This is a genomic window from Agrobacterium sp. 22-209-1 (assembly GCF_053522485.1).
This window is the reverse complement of record NZ_JBNWCH010000003.1, coordinates 394,708-413,882: the sequence shown is the minus strand read 5'-3', so window position 1 is coordinate 413,882 and position 19,175 is coordinate 394,708. Positions and strand designations below refer to the sequence as shown.

Sequence of the window (19,175 nt, the reverse complement as noted above, 5' to 3'; positions counted from 1 at the left end):
GGGGATTGCCTCATGCAAGCCGCGAGCGCGACAGAAGCGGCAGTGATTTTCCGGCGGCATGGATGACATTGTCGAGGAATTGTCGCGAGGCCTTTTCCCAGCTGTAGCTTTTGGAAAGGGCAAGCGCTGCCTGTGGTGAGCAGTGAAGCGCCGCCAGACAGGCGTCGCGCAGATTAGTGTCCAGCGCACCGGCGGCGGGGTTTCCGCCGAGAATGTCGATCGGTCCGGTCACGGGGAAGGCGGCAACTGGAACGCCGCTGGCCAGCGCTTCGAGAATGGTGTTGCCGAAGGTGTCGGTCTTCGAGGGGAAAACGAAGACATCGGCCTGCGCATAGGCATCGGCCAGCTCCTCACCGGTCTTGATGCCGGTGAACAGAACATCAGGGTATTTTTCCTGCAATTCATGGCGGGCGGGACCGTCGCCAACGACGATCTTCGATCCCGGCAGGTCGAGTTCCAGGAATTCCGGCAGGTTCTTTTCCACCGCCACACGTCCCACGGTCATGAAGATCGGTCTCGGCAGATCGAAAGGCAGCTTGGTTTTCGGGCGGGGATGGAAAAGCTCGGCGTCGATGCCGCGGCTCCAGCGTTTCAGATTGCGCACGCCGCGGGCTTCCAGTTCGGTCTCAAGGCTCGGCGTGGCCACCATGCAGGTGTTGCCGCCATTGTGGAACCAGCGCACGAAGGCGTAGAGCCAACTTTCCGGGACCGGGAACCGGGCGGCTACATATTCGGGAAAGCGGGTGTGGTAGCTGGTGGAAAAACGCATACGGTTCTTCACGCACCAGCGCCGGGCCATGAAGCCCAGCGGCCCTTCCGTGGCAATATGCACAAAGGAGGGCTGGCTTTTTTCGATCTCCGCCGCCACACGACGATAACCGGCGACCGACAGGCGGATTTCCGGATAGGTGGGGCAGGGGATGCTGTAAAAACTCTGTGGCGTGACCATGTGCACATCGACGCCGAGCCGTGCGAGTTCGGTATTGGTGTTTTCAATGGAGCGAACCACGCCGTTGACCTGCGGGTGCCAGGCATCTGTGACAATCGTGATTCTCGTCATGAAACACTGATCCTGCTCATCTGCGCGCGGGCGAATCCCCATTGCCCGGCTTCTGCCCGTATATGCGGCGTGCGTGTTACAGGATCATGTCAGGGTGTATGGCGGTGGGGAATCGTGGTTGCGCTCAAAATTTTGCTGTTGTCGGCGGCGCTGCCTTCTGTCCTTATCCCTGTTCCTCGGACTTGTTCCGGGGAACAGGAATGAGGGAACCCGAGGTGGCTGCATGCGAAAATCCACGTTCGCGCAGTGTGGCGAGCCCTATCCCACCAGTGGAAGCAACTCGGGGCTGATCAGCGCGCCATGGTGGCCGATGACGGTTGCCGCAGCCCTTGCCGCGAAGGTGGCGGCCTCTTCGGAAGAGCTGCCGGTCACGTAACGGGCGAGGAAGGCGCCGTTGAAGCTGTCGCCGGCGCTTGTCGTATCCACCACGTCCACGGCTTTCACCGCCGGGGCGTGAGTGCGACTGCCGCCGAAATCGAGCGTCGCGCCCTTGGCGCCGTCCTTCACGACGATGTTTTCAACGCCAAGTGAACGGTAGCGGTCGATGGTCGCTTCCACGGACACATCGCCGAAATGGCTGGCCTCGTCATCGAAGCTCGGCATGACAAGCGTTGCGGCGCGCGCACCGTTGGAGATGGTTTCGAGCATCGTATCCCTGTCCGCCCACAGGCGCGGGCGAATGTTGGGATCGAAGACCACCAGCTTGCCCGCCGCCTTGGCGCGGCGCAGTTCGGCGAGGAACGTATCGACATCATGGGCGGAGGCGAGAACGGCGAGCGTGATACCGGAGAAATAGACCACATCGGCACTCTCGACCGTTTTGCGCAGGTGGTCCGCGTCAGTGGCAAGCTGCCTTGCGGCGGCGGCGTTGCGCCAGTAACTGAAGGTGCGCTCGCCGTCCTTCAGGTTGATGAGGTAAAGGCCGGGCGTGCCGCCCTTGATGCGGCGGATTGTCTCCGTGCCGATGCCGGCATCCGCGATGAAGGTGAGCATGTCTTCCGAAAGCGGATCGTCGCCGAGCGCGGTAAAATAATCGACGGACCAGTCTTGCGGCAGACAAGCCCGGGCATACCAGGCGGTATTGAACGTATCGCCGGCAAAACCCTTGCGCAGCAGCCCGTTGCCGGCCTGCGACAGTTCCACCATGCATTCGCCAATCGACAGAAACCGTCCGCCCACGCCGTCATCCTCCCGTTTTTTCCAGCCATGCGGCTTACGACGAGTGCGCGCCGCTGACAAGGGCGGTTGTCGCCGTTTGTGCATGTGCGAAGTTCCGGTTTACGCGGGCGCAAGGGCTTTATATTCTCCCGGCGTGACGCCCTCAGGAGATCGCCGATGACACTGCCCCATGCCCCGGTCCACAAATCTCAAGCACAATCGGACTGGTGGAAGGGAGCGGTGATCTATCAGGTCTATCCGCGCTCGTTTCAGGATACGACCGGCGACGGCTATGGCGATCTTGCCGGAGTGACGAAACGTCTGCCCTATATCGCCTCGCTCGGCGTCGATGGCATCTGGCTCTCGCCCTTCTTCACCTCGCCCATGGCCGATATGGGCTATGACGTTTCCGATTATTGCAATGTCGATCCGATGTTCGGCACGCTTGCCGATTTCGACGCGCTGATGGCCGAGGCGCACCGGCTGGGGCTGAAGGTCATCATCGATCAGGTCATCTCGCACACGTCGGACCAGCATCCCTGGTTCGTGGACAGCCGAGCGAGCCGCACCAACAGCAAGGCCGACTGGTATGTCTGGGCCAATCCCAAGCCGGATGGCACCGCACCCACCAACTGGCTTTCCGTCTTCGGCGGGCCGGCATGGGAATGGGACGGCGTGCGCAAGCAATATTACATGCACAGCTTCCTCGCCTCGCAGCCGGATCTCAATTTCCATAATCCGGATGTGCAGGATGCGCTTCTCGAAACCGTGCGTTTCTGGCTGGATCGCGGCGTTGACGGTTTCCGGCTCGATACCGTCAACCATTATTTCCATGACAGGCTTTTGCGCGACAACCCGCCGCTTTTCGACGAGGAAAGTTTCGGTCTCGATGCTTCCGACGTCAATCCCTATGGCATGCAGGACCATCTGTACGACAAGACGCGGCCGGAAAACGTGGCCTTCCTCAAGCGTTTTCGCGCGCTGCTCGACGACTATGAGGGCCGCGCCACGGTGGGTGAGGTGGGAGACGGGGCGCGGTCGCTGAAGACGGTGGCGGCCTATACGTCCGGCAATGACAAGCTCAACATGTGCTACACTTTCGACCTGCTGGGGCCGGATTTCAGCGCGAAGCATCTGCGCGCCTCGGTCGAGACCTTCGGCAAGGTGGTGACGGATGGCTGGGTGTGCTGGGCCTTTTCCAACCATGATGTGGTGCGTCACCTCAGCCGTTTTTCCGAAAGTGCGGAGGAGCAGGTGCGGGTGGCGAAGCTTGCCATCTGCGTTCTCGCCAGCCTGCGCGGTTCCATATGTCTCTATCAGGGAGAGGAGCTGGGTCTGACCGAGGCGGAACTTGCTTTCGAGGATCTGCGCGATCCCTACGGCATCCGCTTCTGGCCCGCCTTTAAGGGGCGGGACGGATGCCGCACGCCGATGGTGTGGGAGACAGGCAAGCCGAATGCCGGTTTTTCCAGCGCTGAAAAGCCGTGGCTGCCGGTGCCCTATGTTCATGCCATGCAGGCTGTGGATGCGCAGGAGCGCAAGCCGGACTCGGTTCTGAACCATTACCGCGCGGTTTTGTCCTTCCGCAAAGGTCACGGCGCACTGCGCGATGGCGATATGCACTTTATCAAGACCAATCTCGACGTGCTGGCCTTCACGCGCCAGAAGGGCGATGAAAAACTGCTCTTCGTTTTCAACCTCACCCGTGAGGCGGTGGAATTCCCGATACCGAAGGCCATGCGGGTCACCGATATACTGCCGATGCCGGGTTTCGCACCGTTATTCGATGCGGGGATCGTGAAGCTCGAGGGGCTGGATGTGTTTTGCGGGGTCGTTGCATGAGCGGGCAATTTGCCATCGAGGCGGCTGGCGAAGCATCGCTCGATGAGTGGTCGCTTCTGCGGCACCGCTTGTGGCCGGATGCTTCACCCGCCGAACACCGGGTGGAGTTGCAGGACATCTCCGACAATGAAGTTGGATTTATTGCCTATGATCCGGCGGGCATGGCCATCGGTTTTGCCGAAGCCAGCCTGCGGCATGATTATGTCAACGGATGCGACACCTCACCCGTGGCGTTTCTCGAAGGCGTTTATGTGGAAGAGGCCTTTCGCAAACAGGGCGTTGCGGCTGCTTTGATTGCCGAAGTAACCCGTTGGGCGACCAGCAAGGGTGTGAGCGAACTTGCTTCCGATGCCGACATTTCCAATGTCGATTCACACCGCATGCATGCGGCGCTGGGATTTGAGGAAACGCAGCGGGTGGTTTATTTTCGCAAGTCCCTGCCTTTGGGTTCATGACCTCCCTGCGCTCTTCGGCGATGGAATAATATCAGACATTGCGGGTGCGTTCTGACGATCAAATGCGGCGCCATGATCGCGTTTTGGATGGTGAATAGTAATATTTAAGTATTGATTAATATATGATGGGTTAAATTTGAACTAATTAAATATTAAAACACAAATATATTCGTATTAATGAAAATTTTTCATTAATTTTTTCACATTTACTTCGCTGTTGGCGAGCCTTGGGCAAGCTTCCAGTATTAATTATTGAAACCTACAGATTTTTCGGTCTCCACCCATAAGGTGAAGCAGGGATTGTCATGTCCGTTTCAATCAAGAATTTCAATCAGCCCAATACCGCGAATTCCACCTCGTCGCGCGCCAAAGCCAAGGCCGCGCCTCCATCCATCCGAGAGGTCTTCCTTTCCGGACAATCGGCAGCCCGCGCATCAACACCGAAACCAGCCCCCAAAACCTCGTCAGCCGACTATATCGCATCGCCCGACTTCATGCGGAATCTGAGGGCCAAGCTTTCCCTGGCGGGGGACGATCCGGCGCAATATCTGCGCGCCCGGTCGATGATGAGTGCTCTCGAGCGTGGGGCCTTGCAGGTTTCGAACCCCACTCAGGGCAAAACGATCAATGCGTGGGACCCGAACCAGAAAAACGGCAAACCGACGACAGCCACTGACATTGCCAAGACCAACTGGGTGGATTTTCTCAATACGCAGCTGAAGCGCAGCGAAGACGGCGCGCTCTCCAGGGATGGAAGCGGCAGCTATGTCGACAATTCGACAGGAAAACACGCCTATTTTGGCAGGGTCGCGGGCAAATATTATTACGTCACCTGGCCTTCGGAGACGAAAGCATGAGGCCGCTCTCGCGGCCTCGAAACGCGGATTGAGCGCTTTCCGCTGTCTCCGGTCGGCAAGCCTCCGTCAGATCAGTGTAAACCTGTCCACATCCACCATACCCATATCGGAAATCTTCAGATGCGGGATGACGGGCAGGGGCAGGAAGGCGACCTGCAGGAAAGGTTCTTCCAGTGTCGTGCCGAGCGCATAGGCTGCTTTTCTGAGCGTGTGCAGCGTATCTCGAACGGTCTCGTAGGGTTCTAGGCTCATCAACCCGGCGACGGGCAAAGCGATCTCGCCCGTCACCCGGCCGTCTTCCACCACCACGAAGCCGCCCTTGATTTCGCCGAGCCGGTTAGCGGCCAGCGCCATGTCGTCTTCGCTGACGCCGACAACGCAGATATTGTGGCTGTCATGGCCGACGGTGGAGGCGATGGCGCCTTTTTTCAGGCCGAAGCCCTGAACGAAGCCATTGGCGTGATTGCCGTTCTTGCCGTGGCGTTCGATGACGGCGACCTTGATGATGTCGTTCGCAAGATCGACGGTGGTCTGGTTGCCGTCCGTTGGCAGCTTGTAGCGGCGGTGTTCGGTAATGATCTTGCCGGGAAGCACGCCCATGACGGGGCTTTCGCCCTCTGTGACCGGCACGCCGAAATGCGAGGCGAGAACGGGTCTTGCCTTGACGCTGTCAAGGCCGACGGGTGCGACCGGTTTGCGGGTGGCAAACAGCGCGTCATCGACGATCCGGCCGCCGGAAAGCACCATGCTGGCCTTGCAGTTCTGCAGGCTGTCGATGACCACGAGATCGGCGCGCCACCCCGGTGCGACAAGGCCGCGGTCGCGCAGGCCAAAGGCTTTTGCGGCGGAAATCGAGGCGGCGCGGTAGATGGCGAGCGGTTCCACGCCGCTGGCGATCGCCGTGCGGATCATATAGTCGAGATGGCCCTGTTCGGCGATATCGAGCGGGTTGCGGTCATCTGTGCAGAGCGCCAGATAGGGCGAGAGGCGCTCGGTGATGATCGGCATCAGGGCGTGCAGGTCCTTCGAGACCGAGCCTTCGCGCACCAGAATATGCATGCCCTTGCGGATTTTCTCCAACGCCTCAGCCGCGCTCGTGCATTCATGTTCAGTGCGGATGCCGGCGGCAAGATAGCCGTTCAGCGCCGTGCCGGAGAGAAGCGGCGCATGCCCATCGATATGCTGGCCCTGAAAGGCCTCCAGCTTTGCCATGCACACCGGGTCCTTGTGGATGACGCCCGGAAAATTCATGAATTCGGCAAGCCCGATGACCTTCGGATGATTTCGGAACGGTAGCAGTTTTTCGATGGGCAGATCGGCGCCAGCGGTTTCAAGGTGGGTGGCGGGCACGCAGGAGGAGAGCTGCACCCGGATGTCCATGATGGTTTCCATGGCGCTGTCGAGGAAGAACTGAAGCCCCTCAACGCCGAGAACATTGGCAATCTCATGCGGGTCGCAAATGGCGGTGGTAACGCCATAGGGTAAAACGCAGCGGTCGAATTCATGCGGTGTAACGAGCGACGATTCGATATGGAGATGCGTATCGATGAAGCCGGGAACGACGATTTTGCCGGAAATATCGATTTCCCGCCGACCCTTGTAGTCTCCACATGTGCCAACGACAGTATCGCCGCAAATAGCAATGTCCGAAGCAACAAGTTCCCCGGTCACCAGGTCGAAGAATCGCCCGCCTTTGAGAACCATATCTGCCGGTTCGCGGCCCGTACCCTGATCGATGCGCGTTTCAAGTTTCGAATTCATGCGGCTCTTCTTCGACTTCTGGTTTGCGTCATATGCGAGAATTTTCAGTATTTACATTCTTGGGTTGTTTCTTGGTGTGTTCGTATTGATTCTTCGTATTTTAAATATATCCTGAGTAAATAATTTTCATATTTGTGCTATGTTATGTTTAGTGTTGCATACTTGAATATTTTAACGGGCTTATATTTGTCCATCTGGAGGCTGGTTTATGTCGGCCTTTATCAATAGCGGGCCACGTTAACATTCCCGGGAAGGAAAATAAAAGCGTCTGATGTTGAAGCGAATTTCCACCCGGCAATTAACTGTTGGCATGTTTATCGAGGCGGTCGAGGGAACGGCGTCGAACCGGCAGATTATGCAACGACATCGCTTTCTCCTGCGGCATGAGGATGGGGTGCGCCAGCTGAAAGCGAGCGGCGCGGAAAGCATCGTCATCAATACCGCCAGGGGAAACGATGTCGAAGCAAGGTCGGGTGTTGGCGGACCGGCGACAATGAAAACGGACAGTTCCCCAGAGACCACCGCTGTGATCAGCCATGCCGTGCGTTTGGCAGCCGATGCGGTTGCGGAAATCTTTGCGGTTGCGGAAACCGGTGGCGGTGTCTCGTTGACAAGCATGGCGACGGCAGCGGGTAGGATTTCCGACGCCGTGCAGTCGAACCCGGCGATTTTCATCGGGGTCACCCGATTGAAATCCAAAGACGAAACGACGTTTGTGCACTCCGTCTCCGTCAGCGGGCTGATGATCCTTTTCGGAAATTATCTCGGGCTCGACAGGGCAACTGTCAATCTGCTCGGTATCAGCGGGTTGCTACATGATATCGGCAAGGTGGAAATTCCTTCATCGATCCTCAACAAGGCGGAAGGGTTGAGCGCCAGCGAGCGGCAAATCATCAATCTCCACCCCGCATTCGGCCGAGATATATTGTCGCGCAACGCGCAGATGCCGGAGATGCTGCTCGATGTCTGTTTCAATCATCATGAGCGGATGGATGGGGGCGGTTATCCGAGCGGCCGTGCGGGCAGCCAGATCAGCCTCTATGCGCGTATCGCGGCGATTTGCGACGTCTATGACGCCATCACCTCGGTCAGGCCCTACAAGAAGCCGTGGACTGCGAATGATGCGTTAACCTGGATGCTGCGTCGGGAAGGGCATTTCGACATTCAGCTGCTGAAGAAATTCGCGCTGTGCATTTCCGCCTCGCTGCCGAGGGGTTAGTTGCCGAAGATGATCGCCATATTGAGGCTGTCGATGTAACGTCCGTCGATCAGAACGGCATCCCGGGCCCGGCCTTCATGCACAAAGCCGATCTTTTCATAAAGTGCAATGGCTCTCGCGTTGTCCGCATGCACGCTCAGTTCGACACGATGCAGCCCGAATTCGCGGGCGGCATCGAGCGTCCGCCGCATCAGTCGTCCACCCAGTCCCTTGTCCCGATAGGCAGGCAGGATACCCATGCCGAGCGTGCCGCAATGGGCGCGGGTCGCTCTGTCCTGGCGGCGGATATCGCACCAGCCAATCACTTTGCCATCCGCAATCGCCACGAATTGCGGATGGTCGTTTTCGATCATGTCGAGAACGAAGGTGCGGACCGCTTCGAGCGGCGGCGCCTCCAGGAAGCTCAGGTACTTCCGCTCGCGCGACACCGCATCGAGAGCACGGTGAAAGCTTTCAACGTGCTCTGCCCGGATGGGTTCGATGCTGATGGCGTCGCCAGCCGGCATCATGCAGCCTTGGTCTTCGCCTTGCGGGTCAGATGCACCACAACGTTTTCGATCATGCGCATGCCGGCGTCCTGGCCGAGCGTCATGATCGATTCCGGGTGGAACTGAACGGCGGCCACCGGCTCCTTGGCGTGTTCTATGCCCATGATCGTGCCATCCTCGCTTTCCGCGGTGATGATGAAATCACGCGGCAGGGTGGCGGGATCGGCGAAGATCGAATGGTAACGACCGACCGTCACTTCCTTGCCGAGACCGGAGAAGACGAGGCCGGGCTCAAGTACACGGATGCGCGAGGGCTTGCCGTGCATCGGCACGGCCAGCTGGCGCAGCTCGCCGCCATAGGCTTCCGCCAGTGCCTGAAGACCCAGGCAGACGCCGAAGATCGGCAGGTCACGGGCGCGGGCGGCTTTGATCGTCGCCTTGCAGTCGAAATCCGTCGGGCTGCCCGGTCCGGGAGAGAGCACGACGAGATCGGGCTGGAAGCGATCGAACACGTCGGCTGCGACCGGTGATCTGACGGTCGAGACCGTGGCACCCGTCTGGCGGAAATAATTCGCCAGCGTATGCACGAAACTGTCTTCGTGGTCGACGAGCAGGATCTTCACGCCGGTGCCCACCTTGGCGGCGTCGCGCTTGGTGGCGGCGGAGTTGGCGCCTTTTGCATCGCGAATGGCCGATATCATGGCCGACGCCTTCAGTTCGGTTTCGGCTTCTTCTTCCTGCGGATTGGAATCGTTGAGCAGCGTCGCGCCGGCGCGCACCTCGGCGATGCCGTCCTTGATGCGGATGGTGCGCAGCGTGAGCCCCGTATTCATGTCGCCGTTGAAGCCGACCATGCCGATTGCGCCGCCATACCAGGCGCGCGGGCTCTTTTCATGGCCTTCGATGAAGCGCATGGCCCAGAGTTTCGGGGCACCGGTGACGGTGACGGCCCAGGCGTGGCTGAGGAAGCCGTCAAAGGCGTCCATATCGTCACGCAGGCGGCCTTCAATGTGGTCCACCGTGTGGATGAGGCGCGAATACATCTCGATCTGGCGGCGGCCGATAACCTTCACCGAACCCGGCTCGCAGACGCGGCTCTTGTCGTTACGGTCCACATCCGAGCACATGGTGAGTTCGGATTCGTCCTTCTTCGAATTGAGCAGCTTCAAGATCTGCTCGCTGTCGGCAATCGGGTCGTCGCCGCGCTTGATGGTGCCTGAGATCGGGCAGGTCTCGATGCGGCGGCCGGAGACGCGCACAAACATTTCCGGCGAAGCGCCGACCAGATATTCCTGATGGCCGAGATTGATGAAGAAGGAATAGGGCGAGGGGTTGATCGCCTTCAGACGACGCGAAATCGCCGACGGATTGCTTTCGCAGCGCTCCATGAACTTCTGTCCGGGCACGACCTCGAACAGGTCGCCGCGGCGGAAGCTTTCCTTGGCCTTCACGACCAGTTCGGAATACTCGCCCGGACGGTGATCGCCCTTGGGCGGGATGGTATCGGTGGTCTTGAACGGATCGGGTGTGATGTCGGAGGACTTGCCGTCCGTCGTCACGCCGCCCTTTTCGAAATCGTAGCGGTCGATCCAGGCCTTGGCAGAATAGTGGTCAACGACGAGGATTTCGTCCGGCAGAAACAGCACCATGTCGCGCTGATCTTCCGGCCGCGCCAGCGACAGCTTGATCGCGTCGAACTGGAAGGCGAGATCGTAACCGAAGGCACCGAACAGGCCGATGGCCGAATCCGCATTCGAATAAAAGAGGTCGACGATGGCGCGCAGTGCGGTGAAGACGGTCGGGATTTTCGAGCGTTCTTCTTCGGTGAAAACGCGGTCCGGTTCGTTGACGGTGAGATCAAGGCGGCGGGTCGAGGCGGCGCCGAGGGTAAGGTCGGGCGTTGTCTTCAGCTTTTCCGTGATGAAATCGAGCAGCACTTCGCCGCGACCATTATAGGCCTCGATCCACATCTTGCGGCCGAAACAGGAAATGCCGAGCGGCGGATCGATAATGGCTGTATCCCAGCGGGTGTAACGGCCTGGATATTCATAGTTGGACGAAAAAACCGCGCCGCGATGGGAATCGAGCTTTTCGATATAATTATCGATGGCGCTGGCGTAATCGGCGGGCCGACGCTTTCGGCTGACCTTAATGCCGCCTTTCGTCTCGTAGGTTTCCGCTCCGTCATCCTGAATGATCGTTACCATTTCTCTCATACTTCCCGTTGTTCAGGCCCGATGACAGGCGGCATAATAACAAAAAAGCCGCCTGAAAATTCGGGCGGCTTGGACTTTGTCTAAAGACATGACTGGTCAAGGCCGCGAAAAGCTGCCCCACCACCAGTTAGCAATGTTCTTAGACACGAGGTTCATAGGAAAATTGTTAGCGCGCACGATCCGCCTTTGCAAGCGGATTTCGGTGAGGGAATGAACCTTACGGGCCGTGGCGGCGTTGCACTCCTGCCGAAACGGTCAGGAGTGCCCCATAAAATGCTTCATCGCCTCTGTCTTCTGGTAACCACCCTCGCATTGATTTCCGCCTCTGAACCGCCGGCGCAGGTGCCGGTGCCGCAACCGAAACCGGGTGAGGGGCAACCTGCCACTCCCTCGGAAAAGCCATCGGACGAGCCGCCGCAAAGCCCGGCGGAAGCGCCGAAACCGGCCCCGAAGCCGCAGGTCCCGGAAGAGCGGAAACCGGATGACGGCATGACGCCGGAAGACAAGGGACCCGATGACAGCAAGAAAGGCGTGGAGAACAAGGCGGGTGAGAGCAAAGAGGAGGGCGAACAACGGAAACCGGATGGTGACGCCGCAAAACCGGAAGAGAAGCCGCCCGAGCCGGTGAGGCCGGAAGATCCGGCCGCGCTTCAGGCATGCCTTGGCGCGTTGAAGGATATCGGTGCGGAATTCAAACAGCTTGAGCCGATCCGCGATGCGGAGCCGGGGTGCGGCATCGAAGCGCCTGTCGAGCTTTCCGTGGTTCTGCCCGGCATCAAGCTGGAACCTTCGGGCACCATGCGCTGCGAAACCGCGCTTGCCCTTTCCCGCTGGACAAAGGAGATGATGCTGCCGGCTGCGGCTCTGGCAATGCCGGAAAAAAAGGTGACGTCTATCGCCAATGCCTCGACCTATATCTGCCGCAACCGCAACAGCGCGGAAAACGGCAAGATTTCCGAACATGCCAAGGGCAATGCCGTCGATATTTCCACGATCGCCTTCGATAAGGGCGAGCCGCTGGTGATGAAGCCGCGGGTCGAGGACGGGACGCCGGAAGGCGCTTTCCAGCGCACGATTACCGCCGCCGCCTGCCTATTCTTCCGCACGGTTCTTTCTCCCGGCAGCGACGCCACCCATCAGGATCACCTGCATCTCGACGTGCTGGAGCGAAAAGGCGGCTATCTCTATTGCCGCTGACAAAAAAGGGGCGACCCGAAGGCCGCCCCGACTGGAGATGATGTTTCTGCCCGGTTTTAGAATTTCTGGGTCAGAGAGATTTTGAAGGTGCGTCCGGCTTCCGTATAGAAGTCCACCGGCTGGTTGACGGTGCTGACGGAATTCGGGTTCACGTCGCGAACACCGACGGCATTCCAGTATTTCCTGTCGAACAGATTGTAGATGCCGGCCTGGATGCGCAGGCCCTTGGTCTGTTCCGGTTCCCACCAGCCGGTCAGGTTGAAGACGCCGTAGCCGGGGGCGTCGAAGGTGTTGGCCACCCTGTCGTCACGCATGCCGGAGGAGAAGACACCGGTCAGTTCCGTGCCCCAGACGTCCTGCTCGTAGCCGATGCCGACAACGGATTTGAAGGGCGCGACCGTGCGAATGAATTCGTTGGTGTCGGTGTCCTTGCCATAGGCGTAAGCGAGCGAAGCATGGGCGAAGAAGCCGTTTGCGAGATCCTTGCGGACCTTGGCTTCGACACCTGATATTTCGACGTTGTTACGGTTGCGATAGGTGAAGAGCGATCCGTTGCCCCTGCCACCGAAGCCGGGGAAGAGCGTCGTCGAGGTCGTGTACTGCTCGATGAAGTTCTTGTACTTGTTGTGGAATAGCGTCAGGCTTCCCGTCAGGTCGCCGGAGGCGTAGTTCGCGCCGATTTCGAAACCGTTGCTGGTCTCGGGATTGAGGGCGGAATTGCCGACCACCGCGTAACCGGAGCTGACGTTGGAGAAGTTCAGGTAGAGTTCGTTAATCGTTGGGGCGCGATAGGCCATCGACCATTGGGCGAAGAGTTGCAGTTCCGGCGTGACGTCATAGGTCGCGAGCAGCTTCGGCGAGAAGCGCGAGCCGCTATTGCCGGTCGGCAGGCCAAACGTTCTGTAGCCGCTGTTGCTCGAAACCGAGCCGTCCGGGTCGTAGTCATAGGAATCGAAGCGCAGGCCGGGGGTCAGGCGGAAGCCGTTGCCGAAGGCGATTTCGTCATCGAGATAAAGGCCGAGGCTCTTGCCGCTCACGTCAGGCATGTCCGACTGGGAGGAAGACGTCACGCCGGCCGTGTTGGCGTAAAGTTCCTGGCTGAAATCGGTGGTCATGGCATTGCCGCCGTAACGGACCGTGTGCTGCACGCCGCCAAGCTCGAAACCGGATTCAAGGCCGCCGACGATGCCGAAGGCGCTGTTGCGCATGCTGTCTTCGCGAATATAGAGCGAATTATTGGTCAGGCGGTCACCGGCGCCGGATTCCTTTGAAAGACGCGTCCAGTAGAGCGAAAGATTGGCGGCGTCGATCACGCCGTCGGTCGAGGGCGCTTCGTATTCGTAATCGAGCGATACGCGATCACGCTCAGTATCCTCGTAGCCCCGGTAGTCGCCGATCCGGTAGGTCGAGCCTGAAACGCTCACGCCCTGCAGCGTCTTCATGTCGCTGCGGTTTCGCAGCGAATAACGCTCGGCCGTCAGACCGATGCTGTGACCGCCCTCCAGATCCTGCCGGATCTTGAACATCAGGTTGCTTTCGTAGGTGTCGGCGGGGTTTGGCTTGGTGCGGCGTGTTCCGTAGATATCGGCCGTGCCCTTGTTGTCTGTCTCGTTGCCGCGCTTGTAGGAGCCCTGGAACAGAACTGACGTATTCTCGATCTTCTTGGCGACAGCGAGCGATCCGCCCACGCTTCTGTCTTCGCTGTCATAGGTGGTCTTTGCCACACCGCCCCAGTCCTTGCCTTCGCCGATCAGGTCTTCCGGCTCGAGCGTGCGCAGCACCAGCGCGCCGCCGAGAGCACCGGAGCCGATACGGCTGGAATCTGCACCGCGCACCACATCGACCGTCGAGAGCGAGGAAAAATCGAAGCTCGAATTCGTATTGCTGAGGGTGGTCGTGGCCTGACCCCGCCGGGCGAAGTTTTCGAAGAAGGGAACGGGAATATTGTCGATCAAGGTGACGACACGCGCGCCGCCGAGGCCGCGAATGAACAGGCCGCCGGGCCGGCCGGGCTTGGCATCGACGTAATCGACGCCCGGTTCCGTGCTGTTGCCGAGGTCCTTGATGCTGCCGATGTCTTTTTTGCGGATGTCTTCCGCTGTCGTCTGGCTCGCCAGCGGCGTGTCAGCGGCGGCATTGACGCTTTTGACACGCTTGCCCTTGACGACGATCCTTTCAAGCGTGGTGGCGCCGTCCGCCTGCGACGCGGCATTCTGTGCCAGGGCGGGGCCGGCAAGCGGCAGAAGAGAGATGGCAGTGCACAAAAGCAGCGCGGAATGCGTGCGCGAAATGGACATTAATTACCCCCAGGTAGGCGCGCGAACGGGCCGCGGCGTGCGAAGGCACGCCGCACTTGCCGCTGCGGCTGAAACTGTTTTGATTGTTACGGGCGAGCCGATAAGCGAGGACTAAAAAACATGATGATAACTGTCAACATATTATATATGACTTTTCCAATCATGTTTTAAAGCATAACGGCATGTTGCAAAAATATGACGCTTATCCGTTCTCGGACCTGATCGGTGAATAGGTGCGAAAACGCCACGGTATGGTCAAAGTCCGGACATGGCGGCTTGCTAGGACATTCGCAGCCAGTTTACATGGCGGTACAATAAATGGACTATTAATCGGATACGGAAATGAAGTCTCTTGAACTGCTCGTTGAGCGGATCATCCTCTCCAGCCGCTGGTTGCTCGTCGTTTTTTATCTCGGGCTCGTCGCGGCGCTGGCGGTTTATGCGTTTTCCTTCGCGCTCAAGTTTCTGAAAGTTGCCAAGAACGTTTTCACCTATGACGAAGCGGACATGATCCTCGCCATGCTGGGTCTGATCGATGCGGCGCTGGTTGCCAGCCTGATCGTCATGGTGATGATTTCCGGTTACGAGAACTTCGTCAGCCGCTTCGACGATGCCGATGCCGAGGTTTCCTTTCTGGGCAAGCTCGATTCCGGCAGCCTGAAGATCAAGGTCGCGTCGTCGATCGTGGCGATCTCGTCGATCCACCTGCTGCAAATCTTCCTCAACGCCAGTCAATATTCGGACAGCAAGTTGATGTGGTTCACCATCATTCATCTGGCTTTTGTCGTCTCGGCGGTCATGCTCGGTTTCCTGGAAAAACTGATGGCCAAGCCGAAAGGCAAATCCGAAAAGCCGGTGCTTTGATCAGGGTGGTCCAGCCGATATGAAGGTCGCAACCCCGTTCTGGCCATGCAGCATGTTTCTCGCTCCGGGCGCTGCGTCCCGGGGTGGCGGGGGTGTGTGAATGGTGAAGACGGAGCGTCAGGCCAGGCTTTGCAGCGATCTGTCGGCTGCCGCCGACAAATCCCAATGGCTGGAGGCGCTGCGGGAAGTGATGCGCGCCTTCGGTTACGCCTATGTGACCCTGTTGCGGTTGCCCGACGGCCAGAATGCCTATGCCCTGCCGACGGTTGTCGAAAGCAGCCTGCCCATCTGGGTCGTGAATGCAATGACCAGGGATGGCGCGCTTGGGGACTGTCCCGTCATCAAGCGCGGCGCGTCGTCGATGATGCCGCAATATTGGTCGCTGCAGGATCCGGATATTGCCTGCGGACCGCTGGTGGATGCGGCGGCCTCGCTGAGCAGCATGGGCATTACGTCCGGTCTGATGGTGCCGGTGCATGGCATGTACGGCAACCGGCATCTGATGAATTTCGCGGGCGATCGCGATCTCCTGCCGCAAGCCGCGCTCAACGAGCTGGGCATGATCGTGCTGCATGCGCTGGAGGTTTATGACCGGCTTTGCCGCACCAACTCAAAAGGCCCATCGCCGCTGACGAAGCGTGAACTCGATGTGGTGCGCTGGACGGCGCAGGGAAAGACCTCCGTGGAGATAGCCGAGCTTCTGTCCATCTCGGAACATACCGTCAATGCCTATATGAACAACGCCATCCGCAAGCTCGACTGCGTCAACCGCACCCAGCTGGTGGCCAAGACCATACGCCTTGGCCTGATAGACTGATCGATCCTGTCGTTCCCGGCAGGCCTCGCCTTACCGGTCGAGAACCGAGCGAAGCTCGACGAGATTCGAGCGCACCCGTAAAACGTAAAATCCCATGGTGGCGAGGTGCGAGGGCATGATCCAGCCGCTTTCCTCACCATTGGAAATGATCGCCGGCTGTATGCGCAGAGCTGCGCGGGTCTGCGACAGCGTGTCGTTCCACAGGTTGGTCAGGTTGCGCTCGCGGATGACCTGCGCGAAGTCCGATCCGGCCGCGGAAAGCACGCCGTAATAACCGTAAAGCTGGCCATAGGCGAACCAGAAGCGGTCATCGGCGCGGGTATCGAACCAGCCGCCATTATAGTTTTCCGAACGTTCGCGAAGGATCGCCGAAGTCGAACCGATGTCGCCGGCGATACGGTCGATGAACTGGATCAGGTTGTCGGCGCGGGTGTCAAAAACCGCCTTGCAGGCCGTGAGTTCGCCGTTGAAGGCCTGGAAGCTGCGGATGGCGGCGCGGTAATAGCTGGGGGTCGGCGTCTTCGGGCCGAAGGGATCGAGGCCGAAATACCAGGAATATTCGCTGAACTGCATGTTCCCGCGTGCTTCCTGGAGATTGTTGTTGATGCCGGAGGTTCCGCGCACGCGGCCGAGCGTATCCACCAGTTCCACCGAGGTGCGGCGCACGGCCTGGTTTACGCCGCGCTGGAACGACGCCTTGTTGTCCAGAAACGGCGTGCTGTCCCAGTCCATGCCGAAGAGGCCGAGGCGATAGAGCAGCATGGAGGAAATCCATGCATTCTGGTTGACGTTGAAGTCGGTAAGGTCGGCGGCCGCGTCAACGATGGCCGAACGCTGGCAGACCGGCGCGGATGTGTTTGCGGCGGCGCCCGTTGCGCCGCCCGCCGGGGCGGCGGCCGGCAATTCCTGCCCGGCAGGCACGGTGCGCTCTTCAAGCTTGTAGCGCGCGACGTAATCCGGGTCGAAATTCGTCCAGACCTGGGTTTGCCAGATGAAATATCCGTAAAAGCCGGCAAGAAGAATGACGATGAGGGCGATCGGGCCCTTGATGAGCCAGTTGCGGCCGCTGTACCAGCCGTGGGCGGCCATGAAGGGCCACAGAAGCCAGGCGACGAGAAGACCGGCGGTCCTGCCGATGGCGCTGAAGGCTGCCTGAATCCAGGTGGTGATCCGGTCGATCATGTCGTCATAGTCTCCTCTGCCCGTGGGGCTGGACGCCGGAAGAAAGACCTCGGTCCGCGCGCACCCTTCGGCGCTTGGTATAAGCCGCGGTCATTTACTGTCTTCCAGATATGTCCCGGTCAACCGGGATACAACATGATTGCGAAACTTTTCTCAACCTGCGGTCCGCGCCGGCCGTCATGGCTTTTCACACGGATTGTGGAACAGCCGCCGCGGAACCGAAGGCATATGTGGTTAGAGGCCGAGCTTGGCGATCTCGTCATTCAGGCGGTCGCGCGCCTTTTTCGGCAGTTTGCCGTTCTTGACGGCGTCAAGATTGGCCGGCGCCGCATCGCCGACGACGACAAGGGCGATCATGCCCATGCCGAGATGCGGTGTGCATTTGACGACGTAGGCGCCTTCCTTCTCGACGATCACCTTCACCGTCTCGTTCATCTTGCCCTTGAAGTCTGCGACGCCCTCGGGGATCATGTCCTTCACGGCGGCCGCATCATGGCCCTTGTCGACCGGGACGAAGGTGATGATGTCGCCGACGGCGGCCTTGACGGTTGCGGGTTCGAAGACCATCGCCTGGCCGTCGCTGCCCTTGTTGAGCATCTTCACTTCGATTTCGGCAGCAAGGGCGGGAAAGGCGAAAAGACCTGCGAGAATGGCGAGGCCGGCGAATTTGGCAGTTCTGTTCTGCATAGTTTTGCTCCTGAGAGAAAGCACATCCACGCGAATGTGTCGCCGTCGTCTTAGCCCGGGAGCAGGGCGGCCATCTTTGCGGAAAATCAAATGCGGCAACCGGACGCAGATGTTCACTCCCCCTTGAACGTCTCCACCCAGTGGCGGCGGCAGAAGGAAACATATTTCTCGTTGCCGCCGACATCGATCTGCGCGCCTTCCGTCACGACCTTTCCTTCACTGTCGAAGCGGGCCACCATCGTCGCCTTGCGGCCGCAATGGCAGATGGTGCGGATTTCGCGAAGCTCGTCGGCAATGGCAAGCAGTTCTTTCGAGGCGGGGAAGAGCTTGCCCTGAAAGTCCGTGCGCAGGCCGTAGGTCATGACCGGGATGTTCAGCCTGTCGACAATGTCGGCAAGCTGCCAGACATGGTGTTCGGAGAGAAAGTTGGCTTCATCGACAAAAACGCAGGCGACCGGCGCTTCGGCGGTGAGGGCCGATACCTCGGCGAACAGGTCGGTTTTGTCATCGAAGGTCAGGGCGTCGGAGGACAGACCGATGCGCGAAGCAACACGGCCGACGCCGGCCCGGTCGTCAAAGGCAGCGGTGAAAATCAGCGTGCGCATGCCGCGCTCCTGATAATTATAGGAGGCCTGCAGCAGCATGGTCGATTTGCCGGCATTCATCGTCGAATAATTGAAATAGAGTTTTGCCATTATCCACTCCAGGAGCACCGTTTCATCATTCCGACGTGCGTTTGAATGCTCCGGCCTCATCAATCGGCACACCGTGTTTCACAATCGGTCCCGGATTTCCAGCCAATGCTGCATTCAGCGTCTTTTGACGGCGAAGAGGCGGGTTGAAAAGTATGGCTATGTGAAAAACACAGATTTCTACGGTCTGTCCTTTTTCGACATTGCTCCGCTGAATACCGACATTTTCACGATTTTGTCGCAAACGGTGCGCCAAAGCACGCAAATGCGCGCGAGTTGATTGTGTCCGGCAGATATTGATAATGGCAAGGGAACGAAAAACAGGGAGCAAGCCATATGTTTGCAAATAGAAGCCGCTGTCTGGCCCTGGCCGCAGCAATCTC

At 59.1% G+C, this 19,175-nt stretch carries 17 protein-coding genes; 7 read left to right on the top strand and 10 right to left on the bottom strand.

Going from position 1 to position 19,175, the window contains the following annotated elements; all coding sequences use genetic code 11:
• Positions 1-10 precede the first annotated feature (10 nt).
• Together ACQZ48_RS09845 and ACQZ48_RS09840 are read right to left on the bottom strand one after the other, a co-directional pair.
• Complete coding sequence (locus ACQZ48_RS09845; RefSeq protein ID WP_077981528.1) at positions 11-1,060, bottom strand: bifunctional monoglucosyl/glucuronosyl diacylglycerol synthase; 1,050 nt, start codon at positions 1,058-1,060, stop codon at positions 11-13.
• Between the two features lie 258 nt (positions 1,061-1,318).
• On the bottom strand, positions 1,319-2,239 hold the full coding sequence (locus tag ACQZ48_RS09840; protein ID WP_191217480.1) for a sugar kinase: 921 nt from the start codon (positions 2,237-2,239) through the stop codon (positions 1,319-1,321).
• A gap of 156 nt (positions 2,240-2,395) precedes the next feature.
• Between ACQZ48_RS09840 and bglA the strand changes: the two genes are divergently transcribed.
• The 3 genes from bglA to ACQZ48_RS09825 all read left to right on the top strand — a co-directional run bounded on the left by bglA (position 2,396) and on the right by ACQZ48_RS09825 (position 5,372).
• Positions 2,396-4,060, top strand: a complete 1,665-nt coding sequence (gene bglA / locus ACQZ48_RS09835) for a beta-galactosidase BglA (RefSeq protein ID WP_173989928.1) — start codon at positions 2,396-2,398, stop codon at positions 4,058-4,060.
• Entirely contained in the window at positions 4,057-4,515 is a 459-nt protein-coding gene (aac(6'), locus tag ACQZ48_RS09830) for an aminoglycoside 6'-N-acetyltransferase (RefSeq protein ID WP_448728768.1), read from the top strand. The genes bglA and aac(6') overlap by 4 nt, the downstream gene beginning before the upstream one ends.
• Positions 4,516-4,820: 305 nt before the next feature.
• Entirely contained in the window at positions 4,821-5,372 is a 552-nt protein-coding gene (locus ACQZ48_RS09825) for a hypothetical protein (RefSeq protein ID WP_448728767.1), read from the top strand.
• A gap of 66 nt (positions 5,373-5,438) precedes the next feature.
• Here the strand turns inward: ACQZ48_RS09825 and ade are convergent, their stop codons facing one another.
• Positions 5,439-7,133 (bottom strand): adenine deaminase, encoded by a 1,695-nt coding sequence (gene ade, locus ACQZ48_RS09820; RefSeq protein WP_137410793.1) that lies wholly within the window; start codon positions 7,131-7,133, stop codon positions 5,439-5,441.
• Positions 7,134-7,404: 271 nt separating this feature from the next.
• Between ade and ACQZ48_RS09815 the strand changes: the two genes are divergently transcribed.
• Complete coding sequence (locus ACQZ48_RS09815) at positions 7,405-8,352, top strand: HD-GYP domain-containing protein (protein ID WP_443388120.1); 948 nt, start codon at positions 7,405-7,407, stop codon at positions 8,350-8,352.
• Here the strand turns inward: ACQZ48_RS09815 and ACQZ48_RS09810 are convergent.
• Both ACQZ48_RS09810 and ACQZ48_RS09805 read right to left on the bottom strand, forming a co-directional pair.
• Positions 8,349-8,861 (bottom strand): GNAT family N-acetyltransferase, encoded by a 513-nt coding sequence (locus ACQZ48_RS09810; protein WP_170985537.1) that lies wholly within the window; start codon positions 8,859-8,861, stop codon positions 8,349-8,351. The two genes, ACQZ48_RS09815 and ACQZ48_RS09810, sit on opposite strands and share 4 nt — an antisense overlap.
• On the bottom strand, positions 8,858-11,047 hold the full coding sequence (locus tag ACQZ48_RS09805) for an anthranilate synthase (RefSeq protein ID WP_448728766.1): 2,190 nt from the start codon (positions 11,045-11,047) through the stop codon (positions 8,858-8,860). The genes ACQZ48_RS09810 and ACQZ48_RS09805 overlap by 4 nt, the downstream gene beginning before the upstream one ends.
• A 282-nt stretch (positions 11,048-11,329) precedes the next feature.
• Between ACQZ48_RS09805 and ACQZ48_RS09800 the strand changes: the two genes are divergently transcribed.
• On the top strand, positions 11,330-12,253 hold the full coding sequence (locus ACQZ48_RS09800; RefSeq protein WP_374635818.1) for an extensin family protein: 924 nt from the start codon (positions 11,330-11,332) through the stop codon (positions 12,251-12,253).
• A gap of 56 nt (positions 12,254-12,309) precedes the next feature.
• Here the strand turns inward: ACQZ48_RS09800 and ACQZ48_RS09795 are convergent, their stop codons facing one another.
• Positions 12,310-14,550 (bottom strand): TonB-dependent hemoglobin/transferrin/lactoferrin family receptor, encoded by a 2,241-nt coding sequence (locus ACQZ48_RS09795; protein WP_374635820.1) that lies wholly within the window; start codon positions 14,548-14,550, stop codon positions 12,310-12,312.
• Between the two features lie 342 nt (positions 14,551-14,892).
• Between ACQZ48_RS09795 and ACQZ48_RS09790 the strand changes: the two genes are divergently transcribed.
• Together ACQZ48_RS09790 and ACQZ48_RS09785 are read left to right on the top strand one after the other, a co-directional pair.
• The gene (locus ACQZ48_RS09790) at positions 14,893-15,414 is read left to right on the top strand and encodes a TIGR00645 family protein (protein ID WP_077981537.1); all 522 of its coding nucleotides are present in this window, start codon (positions 14,893-14,895) and stop codon (positions 15,412-15,414) included.
• Between the two features lie 100 nt (positions 15,415-15,514).
• The gene (locus ACQZ48_RS09785) at positions 15,515-16,231 is read left to right on the top strand and encodes a helix-turn-helix transcriptional regulator (protein WP_137410790.1); all 717 of its coding nucleotides are present in this window, start codon (positions 15,515-15,517) and stop codon (positions 16,229-16,231) included.
• A gap of 30 nt (positions 16,232-16,261) precedes the next feature.
• Here ACQZ48_RS09785 and ACQZ48_RS09780 read toward each other — a convergent pair whose 3' ends face one another.
• The 4 genes from ACQZ48_RS09780 to ACQZ48_RS09765 form a co-directional block, all read right to left on the bottom strand.
• Positions 16,262-17,413 carry a DUF2333 family protein gene (locus ACQZ48_RS09780; protein ID WP_191217488.1) on the bottom strand — a complete coding sequence of 384 codons (1,152 nt, stop codon included), beginning with the start codon at positions 17,411-17,413 and terminating at the stop codon, positions 16,262-16,264.
• A 234-nt stretch (positions 17,414-17,647) separates the two neighbouring features.
• Positions 17,648-18,100 (bottom strand): pseudoazurin, encoded by a 453-nt coding sequence (locus ACQZ48_RS09775; RefSeq protein WP_077981540.1) that lies wholly within the window; start codon positions 18,098-18,100, stop codon positions 17,648-17,650.
• Positions 18,101-18,213: 113 nt separating this feature from the next.
• Entirely contained in the window at positions 18,214-18,795 is a 582-nt protein-coding gene (locus ACQZ48_RS09770) for a thymidine kinase (RefSeq protein WP_077981541.1), read from the bottom strand.
• Positions 18,796-18,820: 25 nt separating this feature from the next.
• Positions 18,821-19,171 carry a hypothetical protein gene (locus ACQZ48_RS09765; protein ID WP_191217585.1) on the bottom strand — a complete coding sequence of 117 codons (351 nt, stop codon included), beginning with the start codon at positions 19,169-19,171 and terminating at the stop codon, positions 18,821-18,823.
• Positions 19,172-19,175: the final 4 nt, after the last annotated feature.